At 63.3% G+C, this 18,413-nt stretch carries 19 protein-coding genes; 14 read left to right on the top strand and 5 right to left on the bottom strand.

Translation table 11 applies throughout. The features are described 5' to 3' along the window. Positions 1–6: 6 nt before the first annotated feature. Positions 7–609, bottom strand: a complete 603-nt coding sequence (locus ACEWPL_RS10835) for a YqaA family protein (protein WP_393934297.1) — start codon at positions 607–609, stop codon at positions 7–9. A gap of 212 nt (positions 610–821) precedes the next feature. On the opposite strand from ACEWPL_RS10835, the gene ACEWPL_RS10830 reads away from it, so the two are divergent. The 3 genes from ACEWPL_RS10830 (at position 822) to ACEWPL_RS10820 (ending at position 3,366) form a co-directional block, all read left to right on the top strand. Further along, positions 822–1,016: a hypothetical protein gene (locus ACEWPL_RS10830; RefSeq protein ID WP_393934299.1), complete on the top strand. Its 195-nt coding sequence runs from the start codon at positions 822–824 to the stop codon at positions 1,014–1,016. 113 nt (positions 1,017–1,129) lie between these two features. Continuing rightward, positions 1,130–2,686, top strand: a complete 1,557-nt coding sequence (locus tag ACEWPL_RS10825; RefSeq protein WP_393934300.1) for a phospholipase D family protein — start codon at positions 1,130–1,132, stop codon at positions 2,684–2,686. Between the two features lie 41 nt (positions 2,687–2,727). Next, positions 2,728–3,366, top strand: a complete 639-nt coding sequence (locus tag ACEWPL_RS10820) for an HdeD family acid-resistance protein (protein WP_393934301.1) — start codon at positions 2,728–2,730, stop codon at positions 3,364–3,366. A 66-nt stretch (positions 3,367–3,432) separates the two neighbouring features. Here ACEWPL_RS10820 and ACEWPL_RS10815 read toward each other — a convergent pair whose 3' ends face one another. Next, positions 3,433–4,263 carry a PRC-barrel domain-containing protein gene (locus tag ACEWPL_RS10815; RefSeq protein ID WP_393934303.1) on the bottom strand — a complete coding sequence of 277 codons (831 nt, stop codon included), beginning with the start codon at positions 4,261–4,263 and terminating at the stop codon, positions 3,433–3,435. A 247-nt stretch (positions 4,264–4,510) separates the two neighbouring features. On the opposite strand from ACEWPL_RS10815, the gene ACEWPL_RS10810 reads away from it, so the two are divergent. Next, positions 4,511–4,690 (top strand): YqaE/Pmp3 family membrane protein, encoded by a 180-nt coding sequence (locus ACEWPL_RS10810; RefSeq protein WP_393934304.1) that lies wholly within the window; start codon positions 4,511–4,513, stop codon positions 4,688–4,690. Further along, positions 4,677–5,126: a DUF4112 domain-containing protein gene (locus tag ACEWPL_RS10805; protein WP_393934305.1), complete on the top strand. Its 450-nt coding sequence runs from the start codon at positions 4,677–4,679 to the stop codon at positions 5,124–5,126. Before ACEWPL_RS10810 ends, ACEWPL_RS10805 begins: the two co-directional genes overlap by 14 nt. A gap of 4 nt (positions 5,127–5,130) precedes the next feature. Here ACEWPL_RS10805 and ACEWPL_RS10800 read toward each other — a convergent pair whose 3' ends face one another. Beyond that, entirely contained in the window at positions 5,131–5,469 is a 339-nt protein-coding gene (locus tag ACEWPL_RS10800) for a hypothetical protein (protein ID WP_393934306.1), read from the bottom strand. A gap of 243 nt (positions 5,470–5,712) precedes the next feature. Here ACEWPL_RS10800 and ACEWPL_RS10795 point away from each other — a divergent pair, with 243 nt between their 5' ends. Next, on the top strand, positions 5,713–7,191 hold the full coding sequence (locus ACEWPL_RS10795; RefSeq protein WP_393934307.1) for a DegQ family serine endoprotease: 1,479 nt from the start codon (positions 5,713–5,715) through the stop codon (positions 7,189–7,191). Between the two features lie 39 nt (positions 7,192–7,230). Here ACEWPL_RS10795 and ACEWPL_RS10790 read toward each other — a convergent pair whose 3' ends face one another. Continuing rightward, positions 7,231–8,676, bottom strand: a complete 1,446-nt coding sequence (locus ACEWPL_RS10790) for a dihydrolipoyl dehydrogenase (RefSeq protein ID WP_393934309.1) — start codon at positions 8,674–8,676, stop codon at positions 7,231–7,233. A gap of 204 nt (positions 8,677–8,880) precedes the next feature. On the opposite strand from ACEWPL_RS10790, the gene ACEWPL_RS10785 reads away from it, so the two are divergent. Further along, entirely contained in the window at positions 8,881–9,483 is a 603-nt protein-coding gene (locus ACEWPL_RS10785; protein WP_393934310.1) for a TetR/AcrR family transcriptional regulator, read from the top strand. 6 nt (positions 9,484–9,489) lie between these two features. On the opposite strand, the gene ACEWPL_RS10780 is transcribed toward ACEWPL_RS10785, so the two are convergent. Then, the gene (locus tag ACEWPL_RS10780; RefSeq protein WP_393934312.1) at positions 9,490–10,368 is read right to left on the bottom strand and encodes a MurR/RpiR family transcriptional regulator; all 879 of its coding nucleotides are present in this window, start codon (positions 10,366–10,368) and stop codon (positions 9,490–9,492) included. A 117-nt stretch (positions 10,369–10,485) separates the two neighbouring features. On the opposite strand from ACEWPL_RS10780, the gene ACEWPL_RS10775 reads away from it, so the two are divergent. The 7 genes from ACEWPL_RS10775 (at position 10,486) to ACEWPL_RS10745 (ending at position 18,378) form a co-directional block, all read left to right on the top strand. Further along, positions 10,486–11,283, top strand: a complete 798-nt coding sequence (locus ACEWPL_RS10775) for an N-formylglutamate amidohydrolase (RefSeq protein WP_393934313.1) — start codon at positions 10,486–10,488, stop codon at positions 11,281–11,283. Continuing rightward, positions 11,276–11,872 carry a TRAP transporter small permease subunit gene (locus ACEWPL_RS10770; RefSeq protein WP_393934315.1) on the top strand — a complete coding sequence of 199 codons (597 nt, stop codon included), beginning with the start codon at positions 11,276–11,278 and terminating at the stop codon, positions 11,870–11,872. The genes ACEWPL_RS10775 and ACEWPL_RS10770 overlap by 8 nt, the downstream gene beginning before the upstream one ends. Continuing rightward, positions 11,872–13,191, top strand: coding sequence for a TRAP transporter large permease (locus ACEWPL_RS10765; RefSeq protein ID WP_393934317.1), 1,320 nt, complete (start codon positions 11,872–11,874; stop codon positions 13,189–13,191). Before ACEWPL_RS10770 ends, ACEWPL_RS10765 begins: the two co-directional genes overlap by 1 nt. A gap of 58 nt (positions 13,192–13,249) precedes the next feature. Beyond that, complete coding sequence (locus tag ACEWPL_RS10760; protein ID WP_393934319.1) at positions 13,250–14,290, top strand: TRAP transporter substrate-binding protein; 1,041 nt, start codon at positions 13,250–13,252, stop codon at positions 14,288–14,290. Positions 14,291–14,371: 81 nt separating this feature from the next. Next, positions 14,372–15,754 (top strand): glutamine synthetase family protein, encoded by a 1,383-nt coding sequence (locus tag ACEWPL_RS10755; RefSeq protein ID WP_393934321.1) that lies wholly within the window; start codon positions 14,372–14,374, stop codon positions 15,752–15,754. 99 nt (positions 15,755–15,853) lie between these two features. After that, the gene (locus ACEWPL_RS10750; RefSeq protein WP_393934323.1) at positions 15,854–17,236 is read left to right on the top strand and encodes an aldehyde dehydrogenase family protein; all 1,383 of its coding nucleotides are present in this window, start codon (positions 15,854–15,856) and stop codon (positions 17,234–17,236) included. Further along, positions 17,233–18,378 (top strand): iron-containing alcohol dehydrogenase, encoded by a 1,146-nt coding sequence (locus ACEWPL_RS10745; RefSeq protein WP_393934324.1) that lies wholly within the window; start codon positions 17,233–17,235, stop codon positions 18,376–18,378. The genes ACEWPL_RS10750 and ACEWPL_RS10745 overlap by 4 nt, the downstream gene beginning before the upstream one ends. The last annotated feature ends 35 nt before the right edge of the window (positions 18,379–18,413 follow it).

The following is an 18,413-nucleotide window of genomic DNA, read 5'->3' as shown; positions in this document are numbered from 1 at the left end:
GCGCAGTCAGGACCCGCCAAAGAGCTGGGCAATCCCCCAAATCACCAGCAGTACCGCGCCGAGGCCGGGCACGAGGTAGCGCTTGGGGATGTTCCATTGGGCAATCCGCTCGCCTACGAACTGCGCCAGGATGGCCATGCCGAAGTAACGCAGACCGCGCGACAGCAGAATGGCGCCGAAAAAGACCAGGAAGTTGCCGCCGATGGTGCCCGCGCCCAAGGTGGCCAGCTGCAGTGGCGCGGGCAGCAAGGACACCAAAAAGACCGACCAGAAGAGCCCATCACCCGAAAGCCTCTGCGCCATTTCGTCAAAGCTCTCGTCGAGGCCCAGCATTTGCAGCACCGGGATCACCACCGGATCGGCCAGAAGATAGCCGACGAAATAGAAAAGGCTCGCCCCGGCAAGACAGCCCAGCCAGATGATCAGCGCAATGCGGAGCGCCCGGCGCGGGTGGCCCACCATGAGCGGCACGACGATGGCCTCTAGAGGGATGGGCAGAACGGTGCTTTCGGCGAAAGACAGAAGGGCAAGGCCGACCTTGCTGTTAGACAGGCGGTTGGTCCAGCTGGGGGTATCGGGCCGTCCGCCGTTTGCCGTCTCGTCAGTCATGCCGGTGGCCCTTCCTTCGGCGTTTTCTGCCATGCAGGTTCGCGTCATACCTGAGAGCAACGCCCCTTCACCGAGGAGGTTCCGGCCTGCGGAAACGCACGCTGCTGCAGCCGTTAACAGATTGTTTCGACATTTCTGCAACATTCTGTGGCTGAGAGGTGAATTTATCGGGAACCTCTCGCGTCTGCTCGTGTTGAGCCACCGTCCTGAGCATGACGAAGGGCATCAGACACGACCACAAGAACGGAGTGGACGAGGCAAACTTAAAAGCGAGCGAACCTGTTATGAATCCTGTAGCCAAAAACCTGAAACGCGCCTACCGCGAAGCCGAACCGCAAGACATGCCGCCCGAAATGGCCGAGCTGCTGCGCAAGCTGCAGGATCAGGACAAGCCGCCCGCCGAGTGATCGCGACGCGCCGCGCCTGCCCGTTCCAAACGGAACTCCCGGCACTTTCCGGGAGTTGACCCACGTCATGAAGCACGCATCACAGGCCAACGGTATTTTCGGGTGGGCAGGATTTGAGCAACGATCAGACAGATGGGGATGACGTGGCCGAAGCCAAAGTCATGATCACCGCACAGGAAGTCTATCCCGCCATGGAGCGGGATTTTCTGTCTGCCAAGTCCGAGATCTGGGCCGGTTACCGCGTTTTCGATCTGGCGACCAAGCTGCGCAGCGAGGAAGGGCAGGCCATCGGGCATGACTGGTTCGATCTGCTGGTGCATGTGATGCGGCGCGGGGTGCGCCTCAACTTCGTCATTTCCGATTTCGACGCCGTGCTGACGCCCGATCTGCATTATCGGTCGTGGAAGGCGCGGCGCGCCTTTGTCGCGGCCCGCGAGCTGGCTGGCGGAGATGCTGATCTGACTGTGACGAACGCCGCGCATTCCGCCAATGTCGGCATCCTGCCACGTATCGCGCTGTGGCCGCGCCTGATCAAGGAGGTGGGCAAGACAGCCTCCAAACTGAACCACATGAGCCGGTCGGAGGCCGACCGCATCCTGGAATGCAGCCCCGGCCTGCGCCCCATGCTGTGCCAGCGGGACGGCAAATATGCCGCGCGCAAATGGCCCATTCCGCGCCTGATTCCCGGCACGCATCACCAGAAGATCTGTGTGATCGACCGCCGCGTCGCCTATGTCGGCGGGCTGGACCTGAATGAGCGGCGCTATGACGACAAGAGCCATAGCCGCGACCGCGAAGAGACATGGCAGGATGTGCAATTGCGCTGCACCGGCCCGATCGCACGCGATGTGCAAAGCCACCTGAAGGAATTTCTGGACGTCGTCGCCGGGATCAAGCCGCCGACGGCCGAGGGGCGGCTGCTGCGCACCTTGTCACGCAAGCGCAAGCATGACTGGCCGTTCCTCAGCCCGAAACCTCTGGTGCATACGATATCGGACGATCACCACCGCATGATCCATCGCGCCCGCGGACTGATCTATCTTGAGACGCAATTCCTGCGCGACCGCCCGTTGTGCAAACGGCTGGCGCAGGCAGCTTCGGACAATCCGGCGCTGATGCTGATCGTCGTCGTGCCGGGTGCGCCGGAATCCGTCGCCTTCGACGGGGCCACGGGATCGGACGCGCGGTTTGGCGAATTCCTGCAGGCCAAATGCGTCAGCATGCTGCAGGACGCCTTCGGGCCGCGCATGACCATCTGCTCGCCGGTGCGCCCCAAGGCGCTGGATACGGGCGAGCGCGATACGCTCTGCGGCTCGCCCATCATCTATGTGCATTCCAAGGTCTCGATCTTCGATTGCGACCGCGCCATCGTCTCGTCGGCCAACCTGAATGGACGGTCGCTGAACTGGGATACCGAGGCGGGCGTCATGCTGAGCGATACCGAGCAGGTGATGCATCTGCGCGACCGCATTTTCCGGCACTGGCTGGGCAAGGATGCGGGCCCCGAATTCTACGCCCCCGAAAGTGCCGTCGCCCTCTGGGCCGAACGCGCCAGGCGCAACGCCGAGGTCACGCCGGAGGATCGGCAAGGCTTCCTCGTGCCTTATGACGTGCGCCCGGCCAAGGAATTCGGGCGTCGCCTGCCAGGTATCCCTGACGCGATGGTGTGATCCGCTACCGCGCCACCTGTCCAGAAACGAAAGGATTGATCATGACCGAACCGTCTCACCCCGCGTCCGGCGGCCCTGCCATGCCCGACAGCCCCACATCCGAGGCCGCCTATGCCGCCGGACAGGAGGCCGCGCATAACAAATGGCTGCTGCTGATCATCGGCATCGTCACCGTCATCGGCGGCGTTCTGGCCATCGCGATGCCGCTCTTTGCCTCGGTCACCGTGGCCTTGGTGGCCGCATGGGTTTTGATTGCCAGCGGCGTCGTCGGCATCATCGCGGCCTTCCGGCGGCGGCATGGCTGGCACATGGTGGCCGCGGCCCTCACGGCGGCTTTGTCAGTACTGATCGGCCTGATGATCCTGGTGCAGCCCATGGTCGGACTGCTCACCATTACCGCGCTGATCATCGCATTCTTTGCGGTTAGCGGCGCGCTGCGTCTCTATTACGGCATCCGCATGTTGCAGCATGGCGGCGGTGGCGGCTGGATGATCGCAGGCGGTGCCCTGTCGGTGATCCTGGTCGTGATGTTGATCAGCGGTCTGCCCTTCAGCGCGGCCTGGGTGCCCGGCGTTCTATTAGGGATCGACCTGGTGACATGGGGCGCGATCCTGATCGCGCTGGGCACGCGCAATGCGCAACTGGCAGCGGCGCGCGAGGCATCGACGACCGCTTCGTAACATTGCCATGCGCATAAAAAAGGGCAGGCCGATCGGCCCGCCCTTTCGCGTAGGTAATGTCAGAGTTTACGACTGGTCGCCGGTCCACTCTTCCATGTTCTCCAACTCTTCCTCGGTGGCCGAGACATAGGCGCTCACGTCGCCATCATCGCCCATCCGGCGCAGCTCGACCTGGTCCATCGGCATGGAAACGGCACGCTCGCCCAGACCCAGGAATCCGCCGATGTCGAGGATCACCGCCGAGACGTTGCCGTCATCGCCCAGTGCCAGCTCGCTGATCTCGCCGACCCACTCGTCATTGCTGCCGTAGACGGTGGTGCCCAGCAGCTCTTCGGTGGTCATGTCGTCATAGGCCACTGTCTGCATCTCGGCGTCATCGGCGCCGTAATCAGACCATGTGCTTGTGCCCAGCGACTCGCCCATCTCGTTCGATGCGGCTTCGTCATAGTTTTCAGTCTCCTCCAGCATTTGGCGGTCGCCGGTATAGATAGCAAAGAATTCGCCCTCATCGTCGGCGTCAGGCTGGAAGCGAATGGTGTCCAGTGCAACGCGGCGCTGGTTTTCACCCATGCCGAGGAATCCACCAGCGTCGATCAGGACGTCCTGCACGCTGCCGTCCTTGCCGATGATCACGTCATCGATCTCGCCGGCCATGCGCCAGTTGTCCGGGGCATCGGTGATCTCGCCAATAGCGCTCATATCGCCACCGTTTTCGGGAATGTAGATGCGGTGACCGATCAGGTTGGACGCCTTCATGTCCATCGTTTCACCTGCTGGCGACTGTGCCTCGAACATTGACGCGGTTTCCATGGACGCATCGTCGCTGGCAGCCATAAGGGCGCCGGGGGCGGTTGCGGTTGCCATCACGAGTGCGGTTGTCATCATAAAGCGTTTCATGCGAATTGCTCCTCTTAACTTCGGTGCAGGACATGCCTGCTTCATGGTGGGACAAGCGCTCGGCAGGGACGTAAGTTTCAAAGAAAAATGCAGATTCTTCGCGGAACCTGCGCGCCATCTTTCGCGTTTGCAGCGCCTGATCGAAGTTGCGTTTGATGATGTATGCTGTGGGGGAACAATGGCCCCTGCCGCGCGTTGACCCAAAGGCGGCTTGGCGCCGCATCACACGGATCGACGGGAGCCTTTCATGGATTTCATACGTATCGTCATCGCCATTTTCCTGCCCCCTCTGGGAGTGTTCCTTCAGGAAGGGCTGGGCAAGCATTTCTGGATCAACATCCTGCTGACAATTCTAGGCTACCTGCCCGGTATCGTTCATGCCGTCTACATCATTGCATCGCGGGGCCCCGGCCGTGCGGCATCCTGACGAGCTGGCCGGCGACACGGCGCCCGAGGGGCATGCGCGTCCCGGTGCCAGCGCCGTCGAAGCGGATCTGGACCGGATCGACCGTGTCGCGCGGCTGATGGACGCGCAGTTCAAGCTACCTGTGATCGGCACCCGCATCGGACTTGACGGGCTCATCGGACTCGTTCCTGGCATCGGCGATGCGGTGGTGTTTCTGCCATCGGCCTGGATGCTGCAACGCGGCTGGCATCATGGCGCGCGCAAGCGGACGCTGGTGCGCATGGCCACAAATAGCGGGGTCGACCTTTTAATCGGGGCAATACCGCTGATCGGCGATCTCTTCGATATCGGCTACAAGGCCAACCTGCGCAATGCGGCCCTGCTGCGCGCCGAAATGATGCGCCAAGGAAAGGCGTCTGAGCGGGCGTCGGACAAAATTACGCCCCCTCACCCCTGAAGCATCAGAACTGCATCACGGCATAGATCACCGCGACGCCAATCAGTGCGGCAATCACCCATTTCAGCCAACCGCTGGCGCCGGGTTTGGGCGTGTCCGCTCCGAACTCTGCAGACCCCTCGAAATAGGGCTCGGCTGGATCCCGCGGCGTCTCGCGCTCGGCCAGGTTCGAGGCGGCAGAGGCGCCGCCACTTTCGGCGTCGGTTTCGAGCGGGGCCGCGGCGGGCTCCCCCTCTCGTCGGTCGCGATGCTCTTCCATCGTTTTCTCGCGCCCGTGCGGGGCGATGTCGGGTCCGGCTTCAGTTTCTTTCGGCTCGGGCGTCTTGTCGTCGGATTTGGCCATTGGTGTCTCCTTTTCGGGTTTGGATACGGGCCGCTCGGGCCCGTCACAGACATCGGCACGGTGATTGGACAACCCCCGAAACCTGCGCTGCGTTCCGACCTCATGCCCGAAACCGGCGCGGCGCAGTGCCGCATCGCTCACGCTAATGGGATCGACATGTGACCCATCCGGCCGCTCCGGCGGGTTGAACCACACCGGCGACGCGCCCAATTGACGCGCATCACTCACGAAGGAATTGCACACATGACTACACTTTCCCGGCTCGCAAGATCGCCGCGTTACATGCTCGGCGCGGCCACGGCCGTCGGTATCGCGCTGTCGGTGCCCATGGTCGGCGTCGCCCAGCAGGAGGCTGCCAACACCGCTGCCGCGCCCATTGCCGGCGCACCCATCAGCTTCTCGGACATCGTCAAGGAAAAGCTGCCCGCCGTTGTCGGCATCATCAGCACCGTTGAGGCCCCCGCCACCCAGCGCGGCGCACAGCCACAGCTGCCGCCCGGCATGGGCGACCTCTTCGGCGCACCTCGCGGCCCGCGTGGACCCCAAGGCCCGGCGCAGGCGCAGGGTTCGGGCTTCATCATCACGGGCGACGGCTATGTCGTGACCAATAACCACGTGATCGAGCAGGCCTCGGGCATCGAGGTGGTTCTGGAGGACGAGCGCCGTTTTGACGCGACCCTGGTCGGAACGGACCCTGCCACGGATATCGCCCTGCTCAAGATCGAGAGCGACGAAGAGCTGCCCCATGTCGAATGGGGCGCGTCCGACGATCTGGAGATTGGTGACTGGACCGTTGCCATCGGCAATCCCTTTGGCCTTGGCGGCACCGTGACGGCGGGCATCCTCTCGGCGCGGTCGCGCAACATCAACGCCGGTCCCTATGATGACTTCCTGCAGACGGATGCCGCGATCAACCGGGGCAACTCGGGCGGGCCGCTCTTCAATGTCGATGGCGATGTCGTCGGCGTGAATACCGCCATCGTGTCGCCGTCGGGCGGCAGTGTCGGGATCGGCTTTGCCGTGCCCTCCGCGGTGGCGCAGCGGATCGTCGCAGACCTGCAGGATGATGGCGCCGTGCAGCGTGGCTGGCTGGGTGTCGGCATTCAGCCGGTGACCGAGGATATCGCAAGCGCGCTGGATCTGGACGCTGCCGAAGGCACGCTGGTCTCTTCGGTCACGCGCGACAGTCCGGCTGAAAAGGCGGGCCTGCAGCCGGGTGATGTGATCCTGTCGCTGGCCGGCGCTCCTGTCGAAGGGCCGCGCGATCTGTCGCTGGCCGTCGCGGATCTGGAGGTTGGCTCGGACGCGGTGCTGACCGTCCTGCGCGATGGCAGCGAGCAGGAGCTGACCGTCGAGATCGGCCTGCATCCCAGCCAGAGCATCGCGGATGCGGGCACGACTGAAGCCGAGACCGATGGCACCCCGCGTCTGGGCGTGTCCATCGCTCCGCTGGATGCGGCGGTGCGCGCGCGGCTGGAGCTTCCCGAGGAGCTGAGCGGCGTCGCCATTACCGGCGTGCAGCCGGATAGCGCCGCAGCCCGGGCCGGCCTTCAACCAGGCGACGTCATCACTGCGGCGTCGGGCGATGAGGTGGCCGATCTGGACGCACTCAAGTCCTCCGTCAAATCGGCGGCTGATGCCGAGACGCCACTGCTGCTGCGCGTCTATCGCGGTGGCAATTACACCTTCGTCGCGGTCAAGCTGACCGGTGAGGACGAGTGATCCAGATGCGCCCGGCCCCGTAAGGCCGGGCGCATTTCGCTAAGATCCGGGGCCGCAATCGATGCTGCGCAGCGGCGGCGGCGGTCCCATTCCCAGCGCCTCGGCCGTGTTGCGCAGCGCCGTGCGCAGCCCTTCCTCCAGCGTCGGATGGTAGAACGGGCGGGCCAGCATCTGGTCCACAGTCAGATCGCTCTCGATCGACCAGGCTAGCAGATGGCCGATATGCTCGGCCGCGGGACCGACCATTTCAGCCCCCAAAAGGCGACCGCTATCCATATCGGCATAGAGTCTCAGCAGACCCTGATTGACGCCCATCACCCGCGCGCGGCCCTGATCCGCAAAATCGACCGAGCCGGTGGCAAACTCCGCGCCGCAATCGGTCAGCTCCCTATGGCTGGCCCCGGCCATGGCGATCTGTGGCTCGCAAAAGATGATGCTCAGCGGCGTGCGCCGTGCATTGCGATATGGGTTGGGCATGAGCGCGGCGTTCTCGCCGGCAATGCGCCCCTCATCTGCAGCCTCATGCAGAAGGGGCAGATCGGCATTGGCATCTCCCGCCATGAAGACGTGGTTTTCGCCGACCCGCATCGACAATGAATCGAAGATCGGCGTGCCGCGCTCGTCCAGCGGCAGCGTTGTGTTTTCCAGCCCCAGCTTGTCGATGTTCGGCCGCCGTCCGGTGGCCGCGATCACATAGTGAAAGCGCTCCTCCTGCTGCGGTGCGTTCTTGTCATCTGCGTCGGACCAGCGAACGATGACACCGTCGCCATCCCGCTCAACCTTGCTGTCCGCGTGCCAATGCACGGGAAATTCCTCTTCAAAGGTTCGGGCGGCATAGCGACGCACCTCCGGATCGCTGATCGGACCAACCTCGTGATCGCGGCCGAACAGGCGGATGCGCACGCCAAGGCGGTGCAGGGCCTGTCCCAGTTCCAGCCCCACGATGCCCGCGCCAAAGACAGCCGCAGATCGGGGCAGATCGTGCCAGTCGAAGATATCCTCATTGGTATGAAGGCGGTCGCCCAGCCCCTCCAGTGGCCCCACGACATTCGGGCGCATGCCGGTGGCAATGACGATGGCCCGCGCCGTCAGGGTCCGGCCCGAGGACAGTTTCAGCGTGTGATCGTCCTCGAACGTGGCGTTCTCACGGATGACATGACGGTCGGGAAACCCTTCGATCGAGTCGAGCACGAATCCGACAAAGCGGTCCCTCTCGTCCCGTAGACGTTGCATGACCGCCGCGCCGTCGATGCGGGGCGGGTCGAGGTAGATGCCAAAGCGGTCAGTGCCACGCGCGGCCTGCGCCGTATTCGCCGCCGCGATCATCAGCTTGGACGGCATGCAGCCGACGCGCGCGCAGGTCGTTCCCAAAGGGCCACCGTCCAGAAGAGCGATGCTGTCGGTGCGTTTCGCGGCCTCGCGATAGGCCGCCATGCCCGCGGTTCCCGCGCCCAGAATGGCGACGTCCACTTCATATTTGCTCATCTCGGACTCCCGTCATGTTTTGCCGCCCAACGCGCGATGCGCCACAATCGTTGCCTGACCCCCGCGCAAGGCCCTCTGTTGCAGCACGTTATAGCACGCATCCGCGGCAGGTCAGGGACACCCTCAACGATTGGGATTCTGACTGGATGGTCTTGAACACGTTTCCGGAATGAATACCTTTCCTAAAGGTAAAGGAGGCATGGCATGGACAACCCGATCACCACGCGCTCCGCCCCCGGGAGGCCGCGCCAGTTCGACGAAGATCAGACCCTCGCCACCATCATGCAGCTCTTTTGGGAGCACGGATATGAGGCGACCGGCCTGAGCGATATCATCAAGGCGACCGGCCTAGGCAAGGCCAGCCTTTACGCGACGTTCGGCAACAAGCAGTCGATGTATCTGCGGGCGCTGGCCGCATTCGAGACTCAGATGGTGGATGCGGGTGCCGAGATGCTGCGATCCGGCGACGGCGCCCCGCTCGAGAGGGTGGCCGCCTTTCTGGACGCGCCCATCGCCGCGCGGCGCGATGCGGGCGACGCGCGCGGTTGTTTCCTGTGCAACGCCTCTGCCGACCGGGCCGCGCTGGACCCCGAGACCGCGCGGGTCGTGCAACGCTGTTACGCCAAGTTGGCGAGTGCGCTGGAGAATACTCTGGCTGAAATCATGCCGCGCAATGTCGCGCAGCGCCGGGCGCAGATGACGCTGGCCGTCTATGCGGGCCTTCGGGTCATGTCCCGCAGCGGCATGCCTATCGCCGCGCTCGAGCAGGCGCGCGACGATGCGCTGGACAATCTGCGCGCCGACTAGAACGAACTATTTCTCGAAGAGCCGCGCGGCGTCAAAAATGGCATCCAGACGCTCGTAACGGTCGCGCGTCTCGGGCCAGTTCGCCTCCTGGACCGCGGCAATCAGCGCCTCGAGCAGCATCATCGTCGACGTGTTGCTGTCCCAGGCCGAGGGGATCTGCGTCCAGCAATGGAAGGTGTGCGCGGCGTGGCTGGCCACCGGGCTGGTCCATTGATCTGTCATCAGGATGACCCGCACGCCCCGCGCACTGGCCAGCTGGGCGAGGCGCAAGAGGTTCGTCTCATAGCGGCGCATGTCGAACAGCAGCAGGACATCGCCCTCGCTCATATCCAGCACGTAGTGCGGCCATGTGGCCGAGCTGGAGGTCATGTGCGTGATGCGCCGGCGTACCGCCTGAAAATGGGTGAAGGCATAATCAGCCAGCGCGCGGCTGATGCGCCCACCAACCACATATAGCCGCCGGTCCGTATCGGCCAGCAATCGCGCGGCGGCATCGAATTGGCTGCTGTCGATATTGGCCAGCGTCTGCTGGATATTGTCGCCGACGGCGGTGGCAAAGCGGTTCAGCAGGTGCGATTCCGGCACGTCGCTCGCCCATTGGTCGCGCCGCTGCGTGGGGCCGGACGCCTTGGCCTCAAGCTCGGCCAGGAGGGCCTGCTGGAACTGCGGATAGCCCTTGAAGCCCAGCTTTTGCACGAGGCGCGCCAGCGTGGGGGTGGACACATCGGCATTGGCCGCGGCGATGGTGATCGAGGCAAGCCCGGCGGCGGGATAGTTGTCCAGAAGAGCCTGCGCGAATTTGCGCTCGGATGCCGTGAGGGCCGCATAGTGGGTGCGGATCGCTTCGCGGACGCTCTTGTGATGGATCGGGGCCGGATCGTTCATGTGCCGGGCCTTGCATAGAGAAGAGGCAAAAGGGGCGGGACGCAAATTTCTGACTGGAAAGATATTGACAGAAAATCTCGTGCGTGAAAACAATTTTTCAGACGCAAGGGGGATGTGATGACCGGCGATATATCAGGCCAGTCGCAGGATCAGGACGTGGTCGAAGTGATCGACGAGGGCGGGGCCGGTGCCGCGCTGATCCTTTGCGAGCATGCATCGCACCGTATCCCTGCAGAGTATGACGGCCTTGGCCTGTCAGACGAGGCGGCGATCAGCCATGCTGCGTGGGATCCAGGCGCGCGCGATCTGGCCCTGAACCTGATGCGCCAGTTAAACGGAACGCTTGTGGCCAGCACCGTGTCGCGGCTGGTCTATGACTGCAACCGCCCGCCCGAGGCCGCATCGGCCATGCCGGAGAAATCCGAAGTGATCGAAGTGCCCGGCAACGTTGGCCTCACACAGGCCCAGCGCGATGTGCGAACGGATGCGATCTACCGCCCCTTCTGCGAGGCCGTCACCGCGCAGATCGAGGAGCGCGCCGCGCGCGGCCAGCCCACGGCGCTGCTCACCGTGCACAGTTTCACGCCCGTCTATTACGGCGAGATGCGCGAGACCGAGATCGGCATCTTGCATGACACCGACACTGCGCTGGCCGATGCGATGCTGAAGGCCGCGGCCAAGCTTTCGCACCGTATCACACACCGCAACCGCCCCTACGGCCCCGAGGATGGCGTGACCCATTCACTGCAGATCCACGGGCTGGCCCATGGCCTGCCCAACGTGATGATCGAGGTGCGCAACGACCTGCTGCAGACACCCGCGCAAGTGGCCGCCATCGGCGACGAGCTTGCCGCCATGATCACGCCCGCGCTGATCCATCTGGGCCTGCAAACCCAAGGGGCCGCCCATGCCTAGCCTCATTCGCGGCTATGTCCGCGGGATCGACGCGATGAACCGCTTTGTCGGGCGCATCGCGATGTATCTGATCTTTGCGCTGGTCGGCGTGCTGATCTGGTCCTCGGTCTCCAAGACCTTCTTCGACCCGACGCTGTGGACGCTAGAGACGGCGCAATTCGTCATGGTCGCCTATTACGTTCTGGGCGGGCCTTACGCGATCCAGATGGGGTCGAACGTGCGGATGGACCTATTTTACGGCGACTGGACGGCCAAGCAGAAGGCGTGGATGGACGCGTTCACCGTGCTGTTCCTGATGTTCTATCTGGGCGTGCTTCTCTATGGCGCCATCGGATCAACCGCCTATTCGCTGGGCCATTTTCAGGGCGAGCCGTTCAGCTTCTTCTGGAACCTTCTCACTACCTTCGTCACGGAAGGGCCGGCCGCCGCCAAGGAGCAGATGGGCTTCATGGAGCGCAGCCCGACGGCGTGGCGGCCCTACATCTGGCCCGTCAAGGCGATCATGATCTTGGGTGTCACCCTGATGATCCTTCAGGTGCTGGCTGAATTTTTCCGCGATATCGGCCGTATCCGCGGGGTGGAACTCTGATGCCATACGAAATGATCGCCATCCTGATGTTCAGCACGATGATGCTGATGCTGCTGACCGGCCAGCGCGTCTTCGGCGCCATCGGCTTTGTCGCGGCGGCCGGGGGCATGCTGCTTTGGGGCACGGGCGGGGCGGATATGCCGTTCTCGGCCGCGATGAAGCTGATGAAGTGGTATCCGCTGCTGACGCTGCCGATGTTCATCTTCATGGGCTATGTGCTCAGCGAGAGCCGCATCGCCGATGACCTCTACAAGATGTTCCACGTGTGGATGGGGCCGGTGCGCGGGGGCCTTGCCATCGGCACGATCGGCCTGATGGTTCTCATCTCTGCCATGAACGGGCTGTCGGTGGCGGGCATGGCCATCGGGGCGACTATTGCGCTGCCCGAACTGCTGAAACGTGGCTATGACAAGATCATGGTGACGGGGGTCATCCAGGCGGGCTCGTCCCTCGGCATCCTCGTGCCGCCCTCGGTCGTGCTGGTCCTGTACGCAATGATCGCGCGCCAGCCCGTTGGGCAGTTGTGGCTGGCGGGTGTGATCCCCGGCCTGATGATGGCGACGATGTTCATCATCTACATCTATGTGCGCTGCCGGATGCAGCCACATCTGGGCCCGGTCCTGCCCGAGGAAGAGCGCAATGTCAGCACCCGCGAGAAACTGCGCCTCTTGCGCGCGGGCCTTCTGCCGCTGGTGATCTTCGCGGTGATGATGGTGCCTTTCGTCAAGGGCTGGACCAGCCTCGTGGAAAGCAGCGCCATCGGCGCGATGGCGGCCTTCCTTGCCGCCGTGCTGAAGGGTCGGATGACGCGCGAGGTCTTTGAGAACTCAGTGCGCAATACGCTGGGGATCTCCTGCATGTTCATGTGGATCATCCTCGCCGCGCTGGGCTTTGGCGCCATCTTCGACGGGCTGGGTGCGGTCAAGGCGATCTCGGACCTCTTTACCACGCAGTGGGGCCTGTCGCCTTGGGTGATCCTGATCCTGATGCAGCTCAGCTTCATCGTGATGGGCACGTTCCTCGATGATACGGCCATGCTGGTCATCGTGGCGCCGCTTTACGTGCCGCTGGTGGGCGAGCTGGGCTTTGATCTGATCTGGTACGGCGTGCTTTACACGATCACCTGCCAGATTGCCTACATGACGCCGCCCTTTGGCTATAACCTGTTCCTGATGCGCGCGATGGCCCCGCCCGAGATTTCGATTCGCGACATTTACCGGTCGATCATCCCGTTCGTGGCGGTCATGGTGGGCGCGCTGATCGCTGTGATGGCATTCCCGCAAATCGCGCTGTGGCTGCCCGATCTGGTCTATAACTAGGCCCAATCAGAATCCCGGCACACCGGGGCAAGACATGACCACAACAAGGAGAGAAAAAATGACGACACGCAGAAAGTTTCTGGCCTCCGCCGGTCTCGGCACTGCCGCGACCGCGCTGGGCGCCCCCAGCATCGTGCGCGCACAGGCGCCGATCAAATGGCGCTTTCAGACCTATGCCGGCGCCGCGCTGGGCGAGCATGTGACAAAGCCCGCCATCGACTACATCAACAACGCCGCCAATGGCGAGATGGAGATCGAGCTGTTCTACGCGGACCAGATCGTGCCCACCGGCGAGCTTTTCCAGGCCCTTCAGCGCGGCACCATCGACGGTGTGCATTCGGATGACGACTCGATGGCGTCGCCCACGCCGCTGCAGCGGTTCGGCGGGTACTTCCCGCTGGCAACCAAGCACATCCTGGACGTGCCTGTCCTCTTCAACCAGTATGGCCTCGCCGATATCTGGGACGCGGAATACGAGAAGGTCGGCGTCAAGTGGCTGTCCGCTGCCGGGCAGGATCCGTGCAACTTCAACACCACCAAGGAAATCACGTCGCTGGCCGACCTGGATGGCCTGCGTCTTTATACCTTCCCAACGGCGGGCCGGTTCCTGTCGCAGTTCGGCGTCGTGCCGGTCAGCATCCCCTACGAAGATGCCGAGGTTGCCGTGCAGACCGGCGAGCTCGATGGCATGGCCTGGTCGGGCATCACCGAGGATTACACGGTGGGCTGGGCGGACGTCACCGACTACTTCCTGACCAACAACATCTCGGGTGCGTGGATCGGCTCGTTCTTCGTCAATCCGCAGCAATGGGCGGATCTGCCCGACCACCTCAAGCAGATCGTCATGGCCGGGATCGAGGCCAGCCACACCTATCGCAACCAGTGGTATTGGGGCGGCGAGGCGCGCCTGCGCGCGCAGGGCGACAAGCTGCAGCTGCGCTCGATCCCGCAATCCGAGTGGAAGACGGTCGAAGAGGCCGCCGTCACCTTCTGGGATGAAATCGCCGAAGAAGGCGAAGTGCACCAGAAGGTCGTGCAGATCTTCCGCGACTACAACGACGTGATCAGCAAGGCAGGCCCTCCCTACACCTTCGAGTGATCCTGTACATACTGGCCGGCTCCGGAGTTTTCCGGGGCCGGTCCCTCTTTTTCAACCATCCGCCATTTTTTGAGGTTTCCCATGCCTGCCCAAACGACTGCCCAGACCCCGGCGCTCAGCTTTGACCAACTGAAGGAAGAGGTGGAGGCGGGCCGCGTCGATACCGTCCTCGTCGCCCTTGTCGACATGCAGGGCCGCCTGATGGGCAAACGCTTTCACGCGCGGCATTTCATCAATGGCGCCTACAAGGAAACCCATTGCTGCAATTACCTTCTGGCCACCGACCTCGAGATGTCGACACCCGAAGGCTTTGCCAGCACCTCGTGGGAATCTGGTTATGGCGATTACGTCATGCGCCCCGATCTGAACACGCTGCGCCCGATGCCATGGCTGGAGGGCACGGTTCTGGTCCTTTGCGACGTGCTGGATCACCACACGCAGGAGCCTGTCCCCCATTCGCCCCGCGCCATGCTGAAAAAGCAGCTGGCCCGGCTGGAAGAGATGGGCATGACGGCGATGATGGCGACCGAACTGGAATTCTTCCTGTTCGAGAAGAGCTTCGATCAGATCCGCAAGGAGGGCTACCGCGACCTCGCGCCGATCTCGGGCTATAATGAAGATTACAACCTTTTCCAGACCACCAAGGAAGAGCATGTGATGCGCCCCTTGCGCAATCACCTCTGGGACGCGGGCCTGCCCATCGAATGCACCAAGGGCGAGGCCGAAGCGGGCCAGGAAGAGCTGAACATCAAATATGCCGCGGCGCTCGACACCGCCGATTATCACTCGATCGCCAAGCATGCGGTCAAGGAGATCGCTTGGCAGCAAGGTCACGCGGTATCGTTCCTGCCGAAATGGAGCCGCGACCGCGTGGGCAGCTCGAGCCATGTGCACCAGTCGCTGTGGAAGGATGGCGAGAACGTCTTTTACGACAAATCCGATGATCTGGGCATGTCCCGGCTGATGAAGCATTACATGGCCGGAATGCTGAAATATGCGCCCGACTACACCTATTTCCTCGCGCCCTACATCAACAGCTACAAGCGGTTCATGAAGGGCACATTCGCGCCCACACGCACGATCTGGTCGGTGGACAACCGCACCGCCGGATTCCGCCTCTGCGGCGAAAGCACCAAGGCGGTGCGCGTCGAATGCCGCGTCGGCGGGTCGGACATCAATCCGTATCTGGCGATGGCCGTGCAACTGGCCGCCGGAATGGCGGGGATCGAGGAGAAGCTGGAGCTGGCCGCGCCATTCAAGGGCGATGCCTATTCCGGCGACGAGGGCATGATCCCGACCAATCTGCGCGATGCTTATGCCTCGCTGAAAGGGTCGAAGATGCTGCGCAAGACGCTGGGTGATGATGTGGTCGATCACTACGCCCGCGCCGCCGAGGTCGAGATCGAGGATTTCGAGGCCGCCGTCACCGATTACGAGATTGCGCGCGGGTTCGAGCGCTGCTGAAGCACGGGTAGCGACGGATTGAGAGCGCCGGAGCCTCCGGCGGGGATATTTGGGGCGAGAAGAAAGACTGGCCCCTGCGGATAACTGGATAGGTTTGCAATGAGCGAGACACTGACCTGCATATCACCGATCGACGGATCGGTTTTTGCCACGCGCGAGACGCTGGATATCGATGGCGCCAAGGCGGCGGCGGCGCGGGCCCGCAATGCGCAGGTGAACTGGGCGGCGCGGCCCCTGGCCGAGCGGATCCGGCTGGTCATGGCGGGGGTCGAGGCCGTAGGCGCGATGAATGACGATATCGTGCCCGAGCTGGCCCGCATGATGGGGCGGCCTGTGCGCTATGGCGGCGAGTTCGGCGGTTTCAACGAGCGCGCGTCGCATATGGCAGGGATTGCCGAGGACGCGCTGGCCGATATCGTCGTGAGCGAAGATGACACCTTCCTACGTTACATCAAGCGGTTGCCGCATGGTGTGGTGCTGGTCGTGGCGCCGTGGAACTACCCTTACATGACCGCCGTAAATACGGTCGCGCCCGCGCTGATTGCCGGGAACACCGTGCTGTTGAAACACGCGACGCAAACGCTTCTGGTGGGCGAGCGGATGGCGCAGGCGTTTCATGCGGCGGGCGTGCCAGAGGATGTGTTTCAGAACGTTTTCATGGGGCATGACACCACGTCGGGCCTGATCTCGGCCAGCGCCGTGGATTTCGTGAACTTCACCGGCTCCGTCGGTGGCGGGCGCGAGATGGAGCGCGCGGCGGCCGGAACATTCACTCCCGTGGCGACCGAGCTGGGTGGCAAGGATCCGGGTTATGTCATGGAGGATGCCGATTTGGATGCCGCGGTCGACACGCTGATCGACGGGGCGATGTTCAATTCGGGCCAGTGCTGCTGCGGGATCGAGCGGATCTATGTGCATGAGAGCCATTATGACGCCTTCGTCGAGAAGGCCGTGAAGATCGTCGAAGGCTACAGGCTGGGCGATCCGCTGGACCCCGAGACCACCCTCGGCCCGATGGCGCATGTGCGCTTTGCCAAGGAAGTGCGCGCACAGATCGACGAGGCGGTGGCCGCCGGTGCCAAGGCGCATATCGCCAAGATGGCCGCTGACGACGGCGGCGCCTATCTCACGCCCCAGATCCTGACGAATGTGACGCACGAGATGCGCGTGATGCGCGACGAGAGCTTTGGCCCCGTCGTCGGCATCATGAAAGTGTCGTCCGACGACGAGGCGATCGAGCTGATGAATGACAGCAATTTCGGCCTGACCGCCAGCCTCTGGACCGCCGATGTGAAACGCGCGCAGGCCATCGGTGACCGGATTGAGACAGGCACCGTCTTCATGAACCGCGCCGACTATCTGGACCCCGGCTTGTGCTGGACCGGCTGCAAGGATACGGGCCGGGGCGGCGGTCTGTCGATCATCGGCTATCACAACCTGACACGCCCCAAATCCTACCATCTCAAGAAGGTGACAAAATGAACCTGACTGGAAACTGGTCCTACCCGACCTCCGTAAAATTCGGCGCCGGCCGCATTGCCGAGCTGCCCGCCGCCTGCGCGCAGGCCGGCATGACGCGCCCCCTTCTGGTGACCGACAAAGGGCTGGCCGATCTGCCGATCACCGCGCAGGTGCTGGACATCATGGAGAAGGCGGGCTTTGGCCGCGGTATCTTCTCCGACGTCGATCCCAATCCGAACGAGATCAACCTCGCCGCCGGTGTCACCGCCTATCTCGAGGGCGGCCATGACGGCGTGATCGCTTTCGGCGGCGGCTCGGGGCTGGATCTCGGCAAGATGGTCGCCTTCATGGCCCACCAGACGCGCCCCGTTTGGGATTATGAGGATGTGGACGACTGGTGGACCCGCGCCGATGCAGATGCCATCGCGCCGATCATCGCCGTGCCGACCACCGCCGGCACCGGATCCGAGGTGGGGCGCGCCAGCGTCATCACCAATTCCGTGACGCATGTGAAGAAGATCATCTTTCACCCCAAGGTCATGCCCACGGTCGTCATCTGCGATCCGGAGTTGACCGCCGGCATGCCCAAGTTCATTACCGCAGGCACCGGCCTCGATGCTTTCGCCCATTGTGTCGAGGCGTATTCCAGCCCGCATTACCACCCGATGAGCCAGGGCATGGCGCTGGAGGGGATGCGCCTCGTCAAGGACTTCCTGCCGCGCGCCTACAAGGACGGCAATGACCTTGAGGCGCGCGCGCATATGATGAGCGCCGCGATGATGGGCGCGACCGCGTTCCAGAAGGGTCTTGGCGCGATCCACGCGATGAGCCACCCGGTCGGCGCTGTCTTCGGCACGCATCACGGGACCACCAACGCCGTCTGCATGCCCGCCGTGCTTCAGCTGAACGCGCCCGAGATCCGCGATCGTTTCCGCTCGGCCGCCGCCTATCTTGATATCGAGGGCGGGTTCGATGGCTTCTGCAGCTTCGTGCAGGAGTTCAACGACGCGCTCGGCATCCCGCGCAAACTCTCGGAAATGGGCGTCACCGCGGACCGCATCGACGATCTGGTGGACGAGGCGGTCAAGGATCCCAGCTGCGGCGGCAACCCCGTCAAGCTGACCAAGGACAACCTGCGCGCCCTCTACGAGGCGAGCATCTGACGCTTTCATCGTTCTGAAAATACTCGAAAAAGAAC

Source organism: Roseovarius roseus (assembly GCF_043355935.2).
In the GTDB taxonomy this organism is placed as follows: domain Bacteria; phylum Pseudomonadota; class Alphaproteobacteria; order Rhodobacterales; family Rhodobacteraceae; genus Roseovarius; species Roseovarius roseus.
The sequence above is the reverse complement of the archived record's forward strand: the minus strand, read 5'-3'. Positions and strand labels throughout refer to the sequence as shown.